Consider the following 16562-nt stretch of genomic DNA (forward strand, 5'->3'; position numbering starts at 1 on the left):
ACAAAAGTTGCAGTTCTCTGAAGAAACATCTAATTTTACATTTTAAATATTTCCCTTGCAGTACGCTCAAATTGTTTTACCATTAAAATTAAAAGGATCTTTCACTTACAGGGTTCCGGAAGAACTTGCTGCTGATATCCAGCCAGGAATGCGCGTTTTAGTTCCGTTCGGAGGCAAAAAGATTTATACAGGAATCGTTTTTGAACTTCATGACAATACTCCGGAAAATTTTGTGGCAAAAGAAGTGATCAGCCTTTTGGATGATAAACCTATTCTTCCCGAAGAACAGATCCGTTTCTGGAACTGGCTTTCAGGGTATTATTTATGTGGTCTGGGCGAAATTTACCGCTTTGCATTTCCTTCCTCTTTAAAACTGGAAAGTGAAACCTATTTAAAATTAAAACCTGGAGTAACGGTTGATTTTGAAAATCTGGATGTGAATGAAATGTACATGATTCAGGCCCTGGAAGTACGCCAGCTCATTAATTTGACGGATATTGAAGCGTTCATTCCGAAAAAAGATATTATTAAAACCATCAATTCACTGATTGATCTTCAGTATATAGAAATTGATGAAAAAATAGCTGAAAAGTACAAAGCAAAAGAGGTCGCTTACGCCAGAATCAATAATGATGTTTTAGGCAATCAAAATCTTACAGAGATCCTGTTGAAGCTTAACAAGGCACCGAAACAAAAAGACCTGTTCCTTGCTATTCTGGAGAAACAAACGGAAGATCCGGAAGGGCATATTAAAAAGTCTGACCTTTTTGAAGATGGCTATTTTGGAAGCTCACATTTCAAAGCACTGACAGATAAGGGCCTTGTGGAGGAGTATTACATGCAGAAAGACAGGATTGAAAGTTATGAAGGTGAAATAGAAGAACTGGAAGAACTTTCTGACAAACAGAAAGCAGCGAAGTCCGAGATTGATGAAGCTTTTAAGGAAGGTAAAAATGTGCTCCTTCACGGAGTGACCTCTTCAGGGAAGACTCATATTTATTTAGAGAAAATTGAAGATTGTATCAGAGAAGGTAAAAATGTACTGTTTTTACTTCCGGAAATTTCTTTAACAAAGCAGATCACCCAACGGTTAGAAAAAAAATATGGCAGGCAGCTCGGCTTCTATCATCAAAAACTGACCGATTTTGAAAGGGTCGAGTTGTGGAGAAGAATTAGGCAGGATGACATCCGGATTCTTATCGGAACACGGAATGCTTTGTTTCTACCTTTCCGGAGTTTAGGGTTAATCGTAGTGGATGAGGAGCATGATTCAGCGTACAGACCAAGAGAGGTTAGTCCTTATTTCAATGCTAAAGATGCAGCGTTGGTGCTGGGAAGTTCTTATGGTGCAGGAGTGATTCTGGGATCTGCAACTCCTTCTGTGGAAAGTTATTATCGGGCCAGAAAAGATAAAATGAAATATGTTTTCCTGAATGAAAGATTCGCAAATGTGAATCTGCCTGAATATGAGCTGATAAATTTTAAAGAAGCACAGGATTCTAAAAAAGTGTCCGGAAACTTTTCTTTGAGACTCATTGAAGAGATCAAAAAAACTCTGGGTGAAAAGAATCAGGCTATAGTTCTTCACAACAGACGCGGGTATGCCAATGTCATAGAATGCGAAAGCTGCGGATATGTGAATTATTGCTCGAATTGTGATGTGGTAATGACGTACCATAAAGCAGCCAATGAAATGAAGTGCCATTACTGTGGCCAACGCGCTTCAAAACCGAAGACCTGCCCGAAATGCTACTCTGAAAACCTGAACGAAAGAGGAGTAGGAGTAGAGCAGATCCATGAAGAGGTTACTAAATTGTTTCCCGATCATGAAGTGGATAGGATGGATGTAGACTCTATGCGTAAGAAATTCGCTTATGAAAAACTCTACGAAAAGATTGAAGAGGGAGAAACAGATATCGTCGTGGGGACCCAGATGATTTCCAAAGGGCTTGATTTTGATCATATTGAGCTGGTTGTCATTCCGAAAGCTGATTCTATGCTGTATGTACAGGATTTCAGAGCTGAGGAGAGAGCCTATCAACTGATTACACAGGTATCCGGGCGGGCGGGACGAGTTTCAGGAAAAGGAAAGATTCTGATACAGACCTTTAATCCTGATCATTCCGTTTTTCAGCTCATCAAGCTGAATAATCCGGCAAAAATCTATAAGTATATCCTTACCGAGCGTCAAAAATTTCATTATCCGCCGTTTACCAAGCTGATTATGATCGAACTGAAGCATATAAAAGATGATAAAGTAGACCGTGCCTCACAATTCTTAGGTTCTGTATTAAGAAAATACCTGCCGGAAGACTGTATTTTAGGCCCTGAAAGAGCACAGATTGCAAGGCTGAATAACTTATATCAATTCCAGATTCTGCTTAAATTACCTCGTGGAAAAAACTATGAGAAGTTCAAGAATATGGTTTTGTTAAGTTTGAAAGAATTTGACGAAATTACTGCTTATCAAAGCATTAAAAAAGATGTTTTTGTTGATTTTTAACAAAATTTAACAAATTTTACACTCTTTTATAAGAGCCCCATAACCCTTTTTCTCACAATAATTTCTACTTTTGGACGTTGATTAAGTGTTTGACCGTTATATTGAATGATTTAACTTATCGTTTTTTATAGCCTCAAACTATAGAACAAAAAAAGGATAGATGGTAAATTACAGAAAATATATTTCAAGTGCGGCGGTATTGGCTTCTGGTTTTTTCCTGGCTCAATCTACCGTTTCTACCGTTCTTTATTCTCAAAATTATGACAATCAGAAAAACAGTTTAAACCTCCCTTCACCCGTTAGCTCGGTAGCGGAGAGAGCTGTATTGTCGGCTAAAGAACTCGTAGATATTAATGTAAACACAATGATGGCGGATCCTGTGCTGAAAAATGCAACATGGGGATTCGTAGTGTATGATCCGAAAACGAAGAAAGTGATCTCTTCGTACAATGAAAGCACTCCGTTGGTGCCTGCTTCTACCACGAAGCTGCTTACCACAGAAACGGCGATGAATCTTTTAGGGGAAAACTACCGTTGGATCACCCAGCTGGAATATTCCGGTACAGTGGACGAAAACGGTACATTAAATGGAAATCTGTATGTTGTAGGCAGTGGAGACCCGTCTTTAGGAACCAATAAAGCAGGGGCATGGTCATACAGAGACATTATTTCAGATTTTATAGGAGGACTTTCGCGTGAAGGAATCAGAAAGGTAAATGGTGATATTATCATTCAGACAGCGCTTTTCAAAGGCAATATTTCAATGCTTCCGGAAAATGTTGTATGGTTGGAAAATAATAATTACTATCTGCCGGCAGGTACAACACAAGGAATCAATCCGGCCAACGAAAAACTGATCGTAAAAAAAGCAAGCTTCTCACCGGAAAAGAAATTCTTCTACGTTTCACCTTACGCCCATCAGATGGTGTACGCAGAGAAGTATGACGGTGAAGGTATTCTTACAACAAAACTTCCTGATGCTCCGGCTTATCTGGCCAATTCTTTCAGAACTACATTGGTGAAAAGCGGAATTCCCGTTACAGGAAAAGTAAGCCCGAAAATGACTGATGCAACTCCTGAGAACAGAAAAATGATTTCAGCATACAAGTCTCCTACTTTGGGTGATATTATATATTACACCAACCAGCATAGTGATAATTCACTGGCTGAAGCTCTGTTGAAAACGGTTGGGTTCCAGAAGTTGGGTGACCAGACTTCAGAATCAGGAAGAACAGTAGTAACAGGACATCTAAGAGAAGTTGGTTTTGATATGGATGGGTTGAATTATATGGATGGAAGCGGCCTTTCAAGAGGGAATAACGTGACACCGATTTCTCAGGTGAAGTTTTTAACTTCTTTGATGGATGAGAAATATTATAAGTCTTACCTTAAGTCATTACCTGTTGGCGGACAATCGGGAACTTTAAAAAGAATGTTTAACGGAGAAGGAAACGGGCAGATTTTTGCTAAAACAGGAACTTTAAATAAAGTAAAGACTTTAGCAGGGTATCTTAAAACCAATTCCGGAAAAACGTTGGTCTTTTCCCTGATGGTAAATAATTATGCCGGATCAGTAGATATGGTGAAGAAAAGAATGGAGAAAATTCTTGAACCTGCATTGAATCTTTAGAAAAATTATTATTTTATATATTGTAAGAGCCTTTTAATTATTGATTAAAAGGTTTTTTTTATATTTGAATTATAATTTTTAAAATGAAAAAAATATACTTTCTGATGTTGGGATGGCTAATGTTTCAACAGGCTTACGGACAGAAAAACGAGCTTAATATTGAAATGAAAGGGATACGGGAAAAAGAAATGAAGTCTTTTGCGAATAAAATGGCAGCAGGCAATACCAATCCCAATACACTTACCTATGATTTGCAGTACCAGAGGATGGATGTCACATTGAATCCTGCTGTTAACAGTATTTCAGGATCTGTTACCTCACATTTTAAACCTAATCAGGCTATCGGAAGTATTTATTTTGACCTGAATAATACCCTGACGGTTTCTCAGGTACAATACCACGGAGGTAATCTTGCTTTTCAGCAGCTTGCGACAAAAGAGATTAAAATTGATTTTCCGTCATCTGTTCCTGCCAATATTTCAGATTCGCTGACAATCACGTATTCCGGAGTTCCGTCTCCAACCTACGGTGCTTTTTTAGCAGGAAATCAGGGGGAGCGCCTATCATTTCGACCTTAAGTGAACCTTATGGAGCCCAGGACTGGTTCCCGACCAAGCAAAGTTTGAATGATAAGATCGAAAAGTTTGATTTTAAAATTACAACCCCTCAGCAATATAGCGTGGCAGCCAATGGGAAATTGATGTCTGAAACCATTCAGAACGGGCAGAAACTTACTTTCTGGAGAACTATGTATCCTACACCGGCTTATCTGATCGCTTTAGCGGTTACTAATTTTGTGAAGTCCACCGATACCATTGGAAATCCTCCGTTTCCTTTTGTAAACTATATTTTCCCGTCTACCAATAATGATAATACGAGTCTGGCCAATATTCAATGGACCAAACAGATCATGAATACTTTTGAAAATTATTTTGGTGCGTATCCGTTCCGAAATGAAAAATATGGCCATATGGAATACATTAACGGAGGAGGAATGGAGCATCAGACGATGTCATCCATGGGAGGATGGAGTAAGACACTTATTGCCCATGAGCTTGCCCATCAGTGGTTTGGTGATAAGGTAACCTGTGGTGCCTGGAACGATATATGGCTGAATGAAGGTTTTGCTACCTTCGGAGAACATGTTGCCTATGAAAAACTAATCATGACCAATGCTGAATTTATGAGTTATTTAGCCGGTCAGATTGATTACATTACAGGTAGTGTCGGAGGAAGTACGTATGTTCCTGATGCCAGTCTTACCAATGTCAACAGAATATTTGACAGCAGATTAAGCTATGCAAAAGGAGGCTATGTGTTGCGAATGATGAAATGGATATTGGGTGATGATGTTTTTTATCAGGCCCTTAAAGACTATCATGCCAGACCTGCGTTAGCCTATAATTATGTGCGGACTTCAGATTTAAATGCATCTTTTCTTCAATCTACAGGAAAAGATTTCACTGAATTTTTTAATGACTGGATTTATGGTCAGGGATATCCTACCTATACTATTAAATGGAAGCAGACAGGAAATCAGATTCTGCTAAATGTTTCCCAAACGCAAAGCCATTCATCGGTGAGCTTTTTTGAAATGCCTTTACCGGTAAAAGTGAATGGAACAGGAGGGCAAACCGCTTATTTGGTTTTAAATAATAATTCAAATAATCAAAATTTTGTAGAAGCTGTACCTTTCCCGATCGCGAGTGTTCAGTTCAATTATGACTATCAGCTGTTAGAAAAAAACTCTACCGTTACTCAGGATAATACGTTGAGTGTTTCTTCCGTACAGAAAGATGAATTTGCTTTATATCCGAATCCTGCGAAAAACGAATTATATCTGAAAGGAGTTAAAAAGGAGACGAAATTCTCTATTCATGCGATCGATGGGAGATTGGTGAGAGAAGGTATTTATCAACCCGGAAAAACAATCGGAGTTTCAGATCTTGAGCCCGGAGCTTATGTCTTTACAGTTAAAGAGAAAAATATTAAATTTATTAAACAGTAAAAAAACAAAGAAGCTTTCAGATTTGAAAGCTTCTTTGTTTTTTTGAGGCTCTTGTTCCCCGTGATTTGGCTATTTTTATTTTATATTGAAACCATTTTTCTTTAAAAAGCCGACGCATTATAGTGTCAAAGTTTTTGGTGAATATCAGATTTTTAAAACCACGCCACTTTTCAATAAGTGCTGTGGGAAGTGCTCTGACTGATACCGAATATCCTTCTGTTTCATATTGTATATAATGCCACCATCCGGAGGGAATATAAAGTGTTTCACCGGGATGTAATACTGCCTCGTAACCATTTAAATAGAGCAATCCCGGAAATTCCCGGTAATCAGGATTTTTGATATTAGGTAAACTGTGGAAATTATAAGGCAGCTTATACATGAGATCAGACTGTTCCCAGGGAAAGAGCCAGACCCTTTTGATGCCCTTAAACTGAGTCATAAAAACATGGGACATGTCTATATCGATATGGTTCCTGGTAATTGAGCCCTGGCCGCCAAAAAACATGAAAGGAAGCCACTTTAAAATTTTACCGTTGGTAAGGTCATTATAAAGAATATCTTTCTTGAGTTCAGGTTTAATGGTAAGCAGGTTAAATAAAAATAACCTGTGTTCTGTGGGGGCCGTACTGATCTCATTCAAATAATCAGAAAAAGTTGTCTGTGCAATAGGATCACTGGCAACCCTGTCTATGGATTCCAGCTCGCTCCCGTAAATATTGACTTTATGATCTCCGGCTATCTTTTTGAAATAATCATAATTCCACTTTTCAAATGCCGGACTTTCCGAACTGACAAAGTCTTCAATAATAAGGGGAAGTCTTGGCTTCATATAATTGTTGATGAAATTTTTCGAATTCAACTTCTTTGCTTTTTGTACCGGCTCTAATCTCATGTTCTCAAATTTTAAACAAATATAATTATTATCCTACTATTTTTGTAGACTAATAATGTTAAAACTGAGTTTGAAATGACATTTTTAGAATTAAGCTTATAAAAGGTTTTATTTTACGGCCTTTTTAGTAAATTAGCACATCTAAAAAATTACTAAAAATGATCTCTGAAAAATATCTTCAACATTTACAGAATGAACTTCAAAATATTGAGAATGACGGACTTTACAAAAGAGAAAGAATCATCACTTCTCAGCAAAGCGCAGAAATTGAGGCGAACGGAAAAAAGCTTTTAAACTTCTGTGCCAATAATTACCTGGGATTATCAAACAATCCGGAAGTGATGAAAGCTTCTCAGGATATGATTGAATCTCACGGATACGGAATGTCTTCCGTACGTTTTATCTGTGGAACACAGGATATTCATAAAGAACTGGAGAAAAAAATTGCCGACTTCCTTGGTCTTGAAGATACAATCCTTTATGCTGCGGCTTTTGATGCCAACGGAGGAGTTTTTGAACCTTTATTTACCGAAGAGGATGCGATTATTTCAGATGAACTGAATCATGCTTCTATTATCGATGGCGTGCGTCTTTGTAAAGCGGCAAGATATAGATATAAAAACAATAATATGGCTGACCTGGAAGCTCAGTTAATTGCAGCTTCTGAAAAGAATCACCGATTTAAGATTATCGTAACAGACGGAGTGTTCTCAATGGATGGTATTGTGGCAGACTTAAAAGGAGTTTGTGACCTTGCTGATAAATATGATGCTTTGGTAATGGTAGATGATTCTCATGCTACAGGTTTCATCGGGAAAACAGGTCGTGGAACTCATGAAGCGAATGAGGTGATGGGCAGAGTGGATATTATCACTTCTACATTAGGAAAAGCTCTGGGAGGTGCTTTAGGAGGGTTTACTTCCGGAAAGAAAGAGATCATAGATATGTTGAGACAGCGTTGCGTCCTTATTTATTCTCTAATTCATTAGCTCCCGGAATTGTAGGGGCAGCTTTGAAGGTATTGGATATGATCTCGGATGATACTACACTTCGTGATAAAGTAATGGAGAATGCAGACTATTTCAGAACAGAAATGAAAGCAAAAGGTTTTGATATTCCTGATGGTGATGCTGCCATTGTTCCGGTGATGTTATATGATGCTCCGCTTTCCCAGAAAATGGCTGAAAAGCTGATGGATGAAGGAATCTATGTAATCGGATTCTTTTATCCGGTGGTGCCGAAAGGAAAAGCAAGAATCAGGGTACAGTTATCTGCTGCCCATACAAAAGAACATTTGGACAAGGCTATTGCTGCTTTTGAAAAAGTAGGGAAGGAACTTGGAGTGATCGCTTAGCAGTACGACCTGATCCGAACAATAAAAATATACTCTTCGGCTCGGCAGCTTCGCTGCCCGAGCCGAAGTATTTTTTATATAATTCTGTTTTACTTATATCTTCCTGATCAAAAGAAAATTATTTTTAACAATTACATAATAAGCTTATCTTTGCTTTTAATTTTTTCTGAATGCTTTATACAATAATCAAAGCGCTGCACATTATTTTTATGGTAAGCTATTTTGCGGGAATTTTTTATCTCGTGAGGATTTTCGTGTACTATAAAGATACCGATGAATTTCCGGAAGAAAAGAAGAAAATTCTCAGAGAGCAGTATACGTTTATGGCCAGAAGACTGTGGAATATCATTACGGTTCCTGCAGGAGTTATTATGGCTGTATGTGGTGTTGTGATGATCTTTTTAAATCCGGGGCTTATGAAAATGGGATGGTTTCACTTAAAACTCACATTTCTGATCGGACTCGCTGCCTATCATTACTGGTGCTGGAAAAAAGTTCTTCAATTAAAAGAACTGAACGGGAATACCCTGGGAATCCCTAATATTAAACTGAGACAGGCTAATGAGATCGCCACCTTCATTTTATTTCTTGTCGTATTTACTGTCATCTTAAAATCAATGGTAATTGAATACTGGTGGCAATTAATTGCAGGATTTTTCGTTCTTGTATTTCTGATTATGATGACTGTAAAACTTGTTAATAAAAATAAAAAAAACAAATAATTGTGGAATAGGGGAATCTCTTAATATATTCGCCCCTTGACACGGTACTAAAAAAAACTATGATTGCAATTTTAAAGAAAGAACTTTGGAGTTACTTTGGAAACTGGAGCGCATGGGTGATTATTGCTGCTTTCAGTCTGATCGCCACCCTATTCCTGTTCTTTTTCGACAACGATTCTAATATTTTTGAGATCGGAATGGCTTCCCTGCAAAGCTATTTTGTATTGGTTCCATGGTTGCTGATGTTTATCATTCCGGCACTTTCAATGAAAACTTTTGCAGAAGAGCAGCAGACAGGAACGCTAAACTGGCTCTTTTCACAACCTTTAAAAGTTTCTGATCTTGTGACCGGAAAATTCCTTTCCGTATGGATTGTGGGTATTTTATGCCTTATCCCTTCACTCATTTATCTTTACACCGTTTACGTTTTAGGAGTTCCGGCAGGAAATATTGACCTGGGAATGACTTTCGGAAGCTATATCGGACTGATCCTGCTGATTGCAGCATTTGCCGGAGTGGGAATTCTGGCATCATCACTTTCTCAGAATCAGATCATGGCTTACCTGTTGGGTGTTTTTATGTGCTTTATCATGTATTTTGGAATTGAACAGCTGGCGAGCTATAAATTGTTGGGCGGAGCAGATTTTATTCTCCAAAATATTGGGTTCTACCAACATTTCTTAGGTTTCACCAGAGGTCTCATCGATTCTAAAGATATTGCTTATTTTATCTTGGTCATCGGTGCGTCATTAGTATTGTCCAATCATTTTATTAACAAAAAGAAGTAGAAGCATGAAGAAGATCAATGCTAAATCTCCACTGGGAATATTCTTATTTGTCATTATTCCTTTGGTTGTTATTCTTGTGTATTCCGGAATCAGATTAGACTTAACAAAAAAAAAAGATACACCCTTTCTGACAACACAGTGAAAGTATTGGAATCCGTTAAAAAGCCATTGACCGTTGAGGTGTACCTTGAAGGAGATTTCCCGGCCAGCTTTAAGCAGCTTCAGAGTGAAACCAAGTTTATGCTCGAAGAATTCAGAAAGATAAATCCGAAGATTGATTTTAAATTCATCGATCCGATTAAAACCAAAATGTCTCAGGATACTCTGATGGCGATGGGAATGCAACCTTCCATTCTGCCGGATGTAAAAGACGGAAAGATTTCTCAGATTACCCTTTTTCCTTATGCTGTTATCAAATATGCAAATGACGGGGTTTCTATCCCTCTCGTTGTACAGCAGGCCGGTATTGATGCTGATCAGCAATTGACAAGATCAATCGAAGGCCTTGAATATAGCCTGGTTTCTAACATTAAAAATATAGCAGCTGCTAAGAAGAAAAAAATAGGTATCCTGGTCAATCACGATGAATTGAGCCCCGATGAATTTCAGGGATTCATGCATCTTGCACTCGAAAACTATGACGCCGGTCCTGTTATTCCTAAAAACCAGACAGAATTGAGCATTGCTGATGTCCCTCTCTTAAAGCAAATGAGTGCATTGGTTATAGCAAAACCTAGAAAAGCTTTTACTGATAATGAAAAAGTAATTCTCGATCAATACATCATGAATGGTGGGAAAACGCTTTGGATGATTGATGCGGTAAATGCTGAAATGGATACGCTGACAAGATCGAAAAAGGTAATGCCTTTCCCTATAGATGTGAATATGACCGATTTCTTTTTCAATTATGGATTAAGAATCAATCCAGCACTGGTAAAGGATCTTAAGAAATTTGCTTTATTAAGGCTGGTAACGGGAGAGGTAAGCGGCAACCCACAATATACGAGCTTGCCGTGGCCATATTATCCGCTCGGAATAGCTGAAGATAATAATCCTGTTACTAAAAATATCAATCCTGTAAAATTTGAATTCCCAACTTCTATTGATACCCTGGGAGGAAGAAAAAATATCAAAACAAAAGTTCTTTTCGAATCAAGTGAGAGAACATTGCTGAAGCAGGTTCCCAATTATGTGGATTTAAAAGAAATTGCAACGGTAGACAGCCTTGGTCAAATGGAAAAACCAAGTACCCCGAAGATATTTGCCGTGGCATTGGAAGGAAAGTTTAATTCCGCATATGCATCAAGGATAGAAAGAAAATCTTATCCGGGTTTCAAAGCCGTAAGTCCGGAAAATAAGATGATCGTGATTGCAGACGGGGATGTAGGCAGAAATAAGGTAATCAAAGGAAAACCTCTTCCTTTAGGAGTAGATTTACTCACCAACGAGCAGTTTGGAAATGAACAGTTTCTGAGAAATGCTTTAGACTATCTTTTGGACGACAGCAATTTGATGGAATTAAGAAATAGAAACATCGAAGAACGACTTCTGGACAGACAGAGAATTACCGAAGAAAAAACCAACTGGCAGTGGCTGAACTTATTGCTTCCACTGGCTATCATCGGTCTTATTGGAGGATTATTCTTCTGGCTGAGGAAAAAGAAGTTTGGATAAAAAATAGAAAAAGAGAAGCTGCAAGGCTTCTCTTTTTATTTCTAGTCCCTAATAAACTTAGAGCTCAGATTCCTGTTTTTTATAATAATAAAGTTCGCGGTTTAACCTTTCAACGTTTATAATGATGACTTTTTCTAACCCGGGATTTCAAGTAATAAAAAAAGAGAAACGCGATGTTTCTCTTCTTATTTTTTTAAAGTATAAACTAGTTTTAATATCGGAATAAGATCTTTCCAATGTTTTGCGCATCCAACGCATTCTTTAAATCTCCGGGCAGCTGTTTCAAGGTACACCGCGGTTTGAATAAGGGTCTGTAGCAGTCTGACTATGCGTGAGAAGCTTCTTTAGACAGTAAAATAGCTGTTTTGTAATAGCTCATGTCTGTTCCGATCTGATTTTGAAGATCCTCAAAGGTATCATAATCATAATGTGACCAGTTTTCCTCATTTTCAGGGTCAGACGTCTTGTCAATCGCTAGTTCAAGCTTTCCGTCTTCCTGATAGCTACATTCTATCGCCGCATACTTTTCACCATTTTTATCGGTGGTATACCAGCATTTGACTGTTTTTTCAAGTTGAGGTTCTCCGGTTTCATTATCAATAACCTGAGAACAGATGAAATTTTCCGGATCATCTATTTTGAAAACAGTTTTGGAAACGAGAGGGAGATCATCAACAGATAAAGAATACAGCTTGTTGGTAGAGATAATAAACCCGTCTGCCATTTCTTTCTTTTCAATGTCGAAGAAGTCAGATTTTTCCTTCAGATAATTCAAAACTTCATCCTCATTTTCTCCTTCACTAAGGAAATAGTTGATGTTATACACACTATCCTCGTTGATGAATTCAATTTCCTTAAGGAAGTTTGTTCCTTCCTCATAATAATGCAGATGATACTCGTCGAGTTTCACAGCATTACTTTTGGAGATAACTTCTCCAAAAATGTTTTTGTACACTTTTTTCATTTTTAGTCATGTTATTTAGTTTCATCTATTAGTTTAAGTGGGTAGGACAAATATAAGTTTCTTTTTTATCTTAATGAGACATTGAAATCAGTATTTATTTCATAATTATTTCATATGTCCTTTATAAAATCCTCATATTCGTAGTAAAAACGTTCGAATCCGTTCATTTTGTCTACAAAGAATTCAAAAATTTCTTGCCATGTATTTTTGTTAAAAATAGATACCCCACTTTTTTCTACCCAGATTCTGCTGATCACCTTTCCGTTTTCAAGGGTGTAATATTCCTCTTTATAGAACTCTCCAATCTCCTCTTTCAGCATGTCTTCCAGGGACCAGATCTTGTCGTAATAGGCATTCCGGAAGATTTCATCCTTCATCTCAATATCCAGAGATACTTCGGCTTTTTTATTATCTGCGCTGAATTTAAATGCCATATCCTTTACTTTAGTATCATACAGGATCCATTTTCTTGGAAAAGATTTTCCAAAAGCTGTCCAAAATTCTTTTTTTAACTGCTGAGCTTCTTGTTTACTGAACATATGACAAACATAATGATTTAATGGCAAAAAGACAAGGTTGACAACGGGTAAAAGGGCAAAATAACCGGATAGGCAATTGGCCATTTTATTTTTCATTTAAACATTTGAAACAATTTTCTTATTTTTGTACTAATGCTTTCAAAAAAATCTCAATATGCGTTTAAGGCACTTTCATATCTTGTAGAAAAAAGGAATGAAGGTCCGGTTCTTATTTCCGAAATTGCGGAACACAAAAAGATTCCTTTAAAGTTTTTAGAAAATATACTGCTTGAACTTAAAAAAGCAGAAATCCTGGATAGTAAAAAAGGAAAAGGAGGAGGGTATTTTCTCAGAGAAAATCCTGAAGATGTAAAATTAGCCAAGATTATCCGTCTTGTGAATGGTCCTATTGCCATGCTTCCCTGTGTAAGTCTTAATTTTTATGAAAAGTGCGAAGACTGTAATGAAGATCACTGCGGACTTCACGATGTGCTGATCGAGGTTCGCGATGCCTCACTCAATATTCTTGAGAAGAAAACTTTAATGGATCTGGTCGACTAACCTGATCCTTTTTTTTGAATTATTAGTCTACTTCTTTGGTAGGATAATTATTTTGTCAGATATTTGCAGAACTTCAAATGAGCTCATAACTCAGGAGAAATGACAAATACACTGAAACAAGATATATGGTAATTTCAAGAAAGATTCAGATCAGACTTAATGTACTTTTTGTGACTCTGGCAGCCCTCGGAATTGTAGGCTTTTCTATGTACGAGCTTGGTTATATGGATGAACTCATTACGATTTTAGCGAAAGACAATTATATTTTTTACTGGATGCTTCTCGTAGGTGTATTTGCCGAGATCGTTGCCGGATCCATGGGAATGGGGTATGGAGTGATCTGTACAACAACGCTGATGTTCCTGAACATTCCGCCTCACATTGTAAGCGCAAGTATACATTCTGCAGAAAGCTTTACTACTGCTGCCGGAAGTATCAGTCATATTAAGCTGAAAAATGTAAGCAAAAGTCTGGTGAAGAAATTGGCAATTCCTGCAGTGATCGGAGCAATTATCGGAGCAATATGCCTCACTTATCTGGGGGAATACTACGCGAAGATCACCAAAACAATTATTGCTTTTTATACGCTTTATCTGGGTTTTCAGATCTTGTCCAATGCTTTTAAGGAAAAACAAAATAAAGCGATGAAAAGAAAAACCAATCTCACAAGATTAGGCGTGATAGGCGGCTTCATAGATTCTTTTGCCGGAGGTGGATGGGGGCCGTTGGTGACTGGAACATTGATAAAGAATGCTTTTACTCCCAGGTTTGCAGTAGGCAGCTCTACGGTAGCCAAGTTTATTCTGACAATTACCGCTGCCGTTACCTTTTTCTTTACACTCGGAATCCAGCACTGGAACATCATTTTAGGGCTTCTGATCGGCGGAATTATTACAGCTCCTTTTTCTGCAATGCTGACCGCAAAGCTTCCTGTGAAAAAAATGTTTTTTGTCATAGGATTATTGGTAATCATCATGAGCTCCATAACTATTTATAAATCAATATTAAATTAAAAAATACTGAAGTGAAGTGAAAATAAAGGTCCGAAAAAACACATTCGGTTTCGAAAATATTTTACTTTTACATCACTAAATAATAAAAAATGAATTTACATATCATTGCACTTTTTAAGTTTAATGAAAATTATCTGATGGATGCTGTAGAATTGTTCCAGAATCTTGTAAAGGAAACAAGAAAGGAAGAGGGTTGCCTGCAATACGATCTTATTGAAGATAAAGACAACAAAGGCACTTTTTTCCTGATCGAGTTATGGGAAAGTGTAGAGCACCACAACAGACATATCGGGCAGGATCATTTGTTGGATTTCAGAAGAGATGCTTCAAAAATGATGGAAAGCTCAACAGAAGTATATAAAGGTTTTAAAATATATTAAATACCTACATGTAAAAGGCGGTTCCATAAAATGAAACCGCCTTTTTATTAGAAAAAAATAGAAAGTATTAAAATAAAAGTTTTATTTTACGATAAGTTTTTTCGTTTCCGAACTGCCACCGTATGTAATTTTCACCATATAATTTCCTGACGGAAGGTGTGATAGATTCATGTCTTGTTTGTAGAAACCTGCCTGATTGATCAATTCTGCCGCATATACTTTTTTCCCCGTAAGGTCGTATACTTCTACATTACCCTTATTGCCAGATTTTTCTTTAATATCAAAGATAACCGTCACTTTTTTGTCAGCAGGAGCGGGATTGGGATAAATACCGAAAGAAGCTTTCTTGCCCACCTCTGTAATTCCAAGGGTTGCCGTTATTTTTTTATACTTAAAATACATATTTCCGGTACTTGCTCCTCCGTTGGTTACAAAATACATCCTGTAATAGTCGTTTCCTTTTTTAATATAATAAACGACATCAGGCTTAACGGTGCCGATACCTTTCCATGAATGGCCTACCGTGGTAATGTTTCCTGAAAAACTGTTACTAGCCGGAAGTGAATAAGCTGCAGTTTCCTGGCTTTCGGGCTGAACCATTGCTACTTTAATGTTGGGGCTCTGAATAGCCCCGGAAAGCGGGTACATCTGAACACCCATATAGAATGTATAATATTTTGTAAATACCAGATCCCATGCAGATCTTGACGGTTCCAGATCAGGAACTTTTTCTCCTGTATCAAAAGAGAAATAATTGAAGAAGGCATCATCATTTCCGTTTGCTATCGTTTTGGTTTCAGTAGGGCTCCATGAGCTTCCATTCCACTTGGAGTATTTAAAAGTGTATCCTGCAAAAGCATCCAGAATGGCAAATTTCATATAAGTACCATTCGCATATTTTAAAACAAAAATGGCCTTTCCTTCAATATGGTGGGTTCCCCCGTTGTAAAGCCCCCATCCCGTAGAAGGAAGATTAGGATTGGGTGATGTAATCGGACCCTGTTCAAAAGCTCCCTGGCTCAGGTCAGTGGTCTGATCCGGGTTGTAAAGAGGTTCTCCCCACGATCCTTCATTGCTGATATTGATAGTATCCCAGTCTGCTAAATTGGTGGAAGCAGTGTACACCTCAATATCTTTAGCATCATTGATTCTTGTTCCTACCTGATAAGCAGAATTTCTGTAGAATGCAACATCCCAGCTTGTGGCAGGCTGAGAAATCATATTACCGTCTGCCAGGTTGACGAATACACGGTTCTGATATCCTGCTCCCATCGTCATATTTACCTGTGTGTATCCTAATGCATCTGTTTGCGCAATAACTGCCTGTTGAACAGTAAGGGCAAGCATCGACGCCAATAATAGTTTTGTTTTCATAAATTATTTTTTAGATCCTTATTTAGAATTGTTCTACAAAAGTATATAATTATTTTTAATCAGTCTAAATAAAAACATGATTTTTATCGTGTTTGTCATTTAAAATAGTGAGCAATATCAACAAAAAAGCCGGTAGGATAGGACCCTATCGGCTTTTAATATAAATAACAGTCTGATG

At 37.6% G+C, this 16562-nt stretch carries 11 protein-coding genes and 3 pseudogenes; 10 read left to right on the forward strand and 4 right to left on the reverse strand.

The genetic code is table 11. The annotated features are described in order from the left end of the window. Nucleotides 1–55: 55 nt before the first annotated feature. From priA to H3Z85_14895, 3 genes and pseudogenes are all read left to right on the forward strand, one after another. Nucleotides 56–2503 (forward strand): primosomal protein N', encoded by a 2448-nt coding sequence (gene priA, locus H3Z85_14885; GenBank protein QPQ50702.1) that lies wholly within the window; start codon nt 56–58, stop codon nt 2501–2503. Nucleotides 2504–2663: 160 nt separating this feature from the next. Continuing rightward, nucleotides 2664–4133 (forward strand): D-alanyl-D-alanine carboxypeptidase/D-alanyl-D-alanine-endopeptidase, encoded by a 1470-nt coding sequence (gene dacB, locus H3Z85_14890; protein ID QPQ50703.1) that lies wholly within the window; start codon nt 2664–2666, stop codon nt 4131–4133. Between the two features lie 83 nt (nt 4134–4216). Next, nucleotides 4217–6141 (forward strand): annotated as a pseudogene (locus H3Z85_14895) (T9SS type A sorting domain-containing protein). A gap of 16 nt (nt 6142–6157) precedes the next feature. On the opposite strand, the gene H3Z85_14900 reads toward H3Z85_14895, so the two are convergent. Then, a complete protein-coding gene (locus H3Z85_14900) occupies nt 6158–7036 on the reverse strand; it encodes a cupin-like domain-containing protein (GenBank protein QPQ50704.1) in 879 nt (292 codons plus the stop codon). Nucleotides 7037–7194: 158 nt separating this feature from the next. Between H3Z85_14900 and kbl the strand changes: the two are divergent. From kbl to gldG, 4 genes and pseudogenes are all read left to right on the forward strand, one after another. Next, a pseudogene (kbl, locus tag H3Z85_14905) lies at nt 7195–8390 on the forward strand (glycine C-acetyltransferase). A 170-nt stretch (nt 8391–8560) separates the two neighbouring features. Further along, nucleotides 8561–9112, forward strand: a complete 552-nt coding sequence (locus tag H3Z85_14910) for a CopD family protein (GenBank protein QPQ50705.1) — start codon at nt 8561–8563, stop codon at nt 9110–9112. A gap of 59 nt (nt 9113–9171) precedes the next feature. After that, nucleotides 9172–9900: an ABC transporter permease subunit gene (locus H3Z85_14915; protein ID QPQ50706.1), complete on the forward strand. Its 729-nt coding sequence runs from the start codon at nt 9172–9174 to the stop codon at nt 9898–9900. Between the two features lie 4 nt (nt 9901–9904). Beyond that, nucleotides 9905–11574: pseudogene (gene gldG, locus H3Z85_14920) on the forward strand (gliding motility-associated ABC transporter substrate-binding protein GldG). A gap of 325 nt (nt 11575–11899) precedes the next feature. Here gldG and H3Z85_14925 read toward each other — a convergent pair. After that, entirely contained in the window at nt 11900–12538 is a 639-nt protein-coding gene (locus H3Z85_14925) for a hypothetical protein (GenBank protein ID QPQ50707.1), read from the reverse strand. Nucleotides 12539–12648: 110 nt separating this feature from the next. Next, nucleotides 12649–13077, reverse strand: a complete 429-nt coding sequence (locus H3Z85_14930; GenBank protein QPQ50708.1) for a DUF4268 domain-containing protein — start codon at nt 13075–13077, stop codon at nt 12649–12651. A gap of 132 nt (nt 13078–13209) precedes the next feature. Here H3Z85_14930 and H3Z85_14935 point away from each other — a divergent pair, with 132 nt between their 5' ends. The 3 genes from H3Z85_14935 to H3Z85_14945 all read left to right on the forward strand — a co-directional run bounded on the left by H3Z85_14935 (nt 13210) and on the right by H3Z85_14945 (nt 15010). Then, entirely contained in the window at nt 13210–13617 is a 408-nt protein-coding gene (locus H3Z85_14935) for an Rrf2 family transcriptional regulator (GenBank protein QPQ50709.1), read from the forward strand. A gap of 125 nt (nt 13618–13742) precedes the next feature. Continuing rightward, nucleotides 13743–14630, forward strand: a complete 888-nt coding sequence (locus tag H3Z85_14940) for a sulfite exporter TauE/SafE family protein (GenBank protein ID QPQ50710.1) — start codon at nt 13743–13745, stop codon at nt 14628–14630. Between the two features lie 89 nt (nt 14631–14719). After that, on the forward strand, nt 14720–15010 hold the full coding sequence (locus H3Z85_14945; GenBank protein QPQ50711.1) for an antibiotic biosynthesis monooxygenase: 291 nt from the start codon (nt 14720–14722) through the stop codon (nt 15008–15010). An 81-nt stretch (nt 15011–15091) separates the two neighbouring features. Here the strand turns inward: H3Z85_14945 and H3Z85_14950 are convergent, their stop codons facing one another. After that, nucleotides 15092–16384, reverse strand: coding sequence for a T9SS type A sorting domain-containing protein (locus H3Z85_14950; GenBank protein QPQ50712.1), 1293 nt, complete (start codon nt 16382–16384; stop codon nt 15092–15094). Nucleotides 16385–16562 lie beyond the last annotated feature (178 nt).

Source organism: Chryseobacterium indologenes (assembly GCA_016025055.1).
Classification (GTDB): Bacteria; Bacteroidota; Bacteroidia; order Flavobacteriales; family Weeksellaceae; genus Chryseobacterium; species Chryseobacterium indologenes.

Coding starts and splice junctions, on each gene's coding strand:
- dacB (QPQ50703.1), top strand. CDS start 2,664: ATGGTAAATTACAGAAAATATATTTCAAGTGCGGCGGTATTGGCTTCT.
- H3Z85_14900 (QPQ50704.1), bottom strand. CDS start 7,036: ATGAGATTAGAGCCGGTACAAAAAGCAAAGAAGTTGAATTCGAAAAAT.
- H3Z85_14910 (QPQ50705.1), top strand. CDS start 8,561: ATGCTTTATACAATAATCAAAGCGCTGCACATTATTTTTATGGTAAGC.
- H3Z85_14915 (QPQ50706.1), top strand. CDS start 9,172: ATGATTGCAATTTTAAAGAAAGAACTTTGGAGTTACTTTGGAAACTGG.
- H3Z85_14925 (QPQ50707.1), bottom strand. CDS start 12,538: ATGAAAAAAGTGTACAAAAACATTTTTGGAGAAGTTATCTCCAAAAGT.
- H3Z85_14930 (QPQ50708.1), bottom strand. CDS start 13,077: ATGTTCAGTAAACAAGAAGCTCAGCAGTTAAAAAAAGAATTTTGGACA.
- H3Z85_14935 (QPQ50709.1), top strand. CDS start 13,210: ATGCTTTCAAAAAAATCTCAATATGCGTTTAAGGCACTTTCATATCTT.
- H3Z85_14940 (QPQ50710.1), top strand. CDS start 13,743: ATGGTAATTTCAAGAAAGATTCAGATCAGACTTAATGTACTTTTTGTG.
- H3Z85_14945 (QPQ50711.1), top strand. CDS start 14,720: ATGAATTTACATATCATTGCACTTTTTAAGTTTAATGAAAATTATCTG.
- H3Z85_14950 (QPQ50712.1), bottom strand. CDS start 16,384: ATGAAAACAAAACTATTATTGGCGTCGATGCTTGCCCTTACTGTTCAA.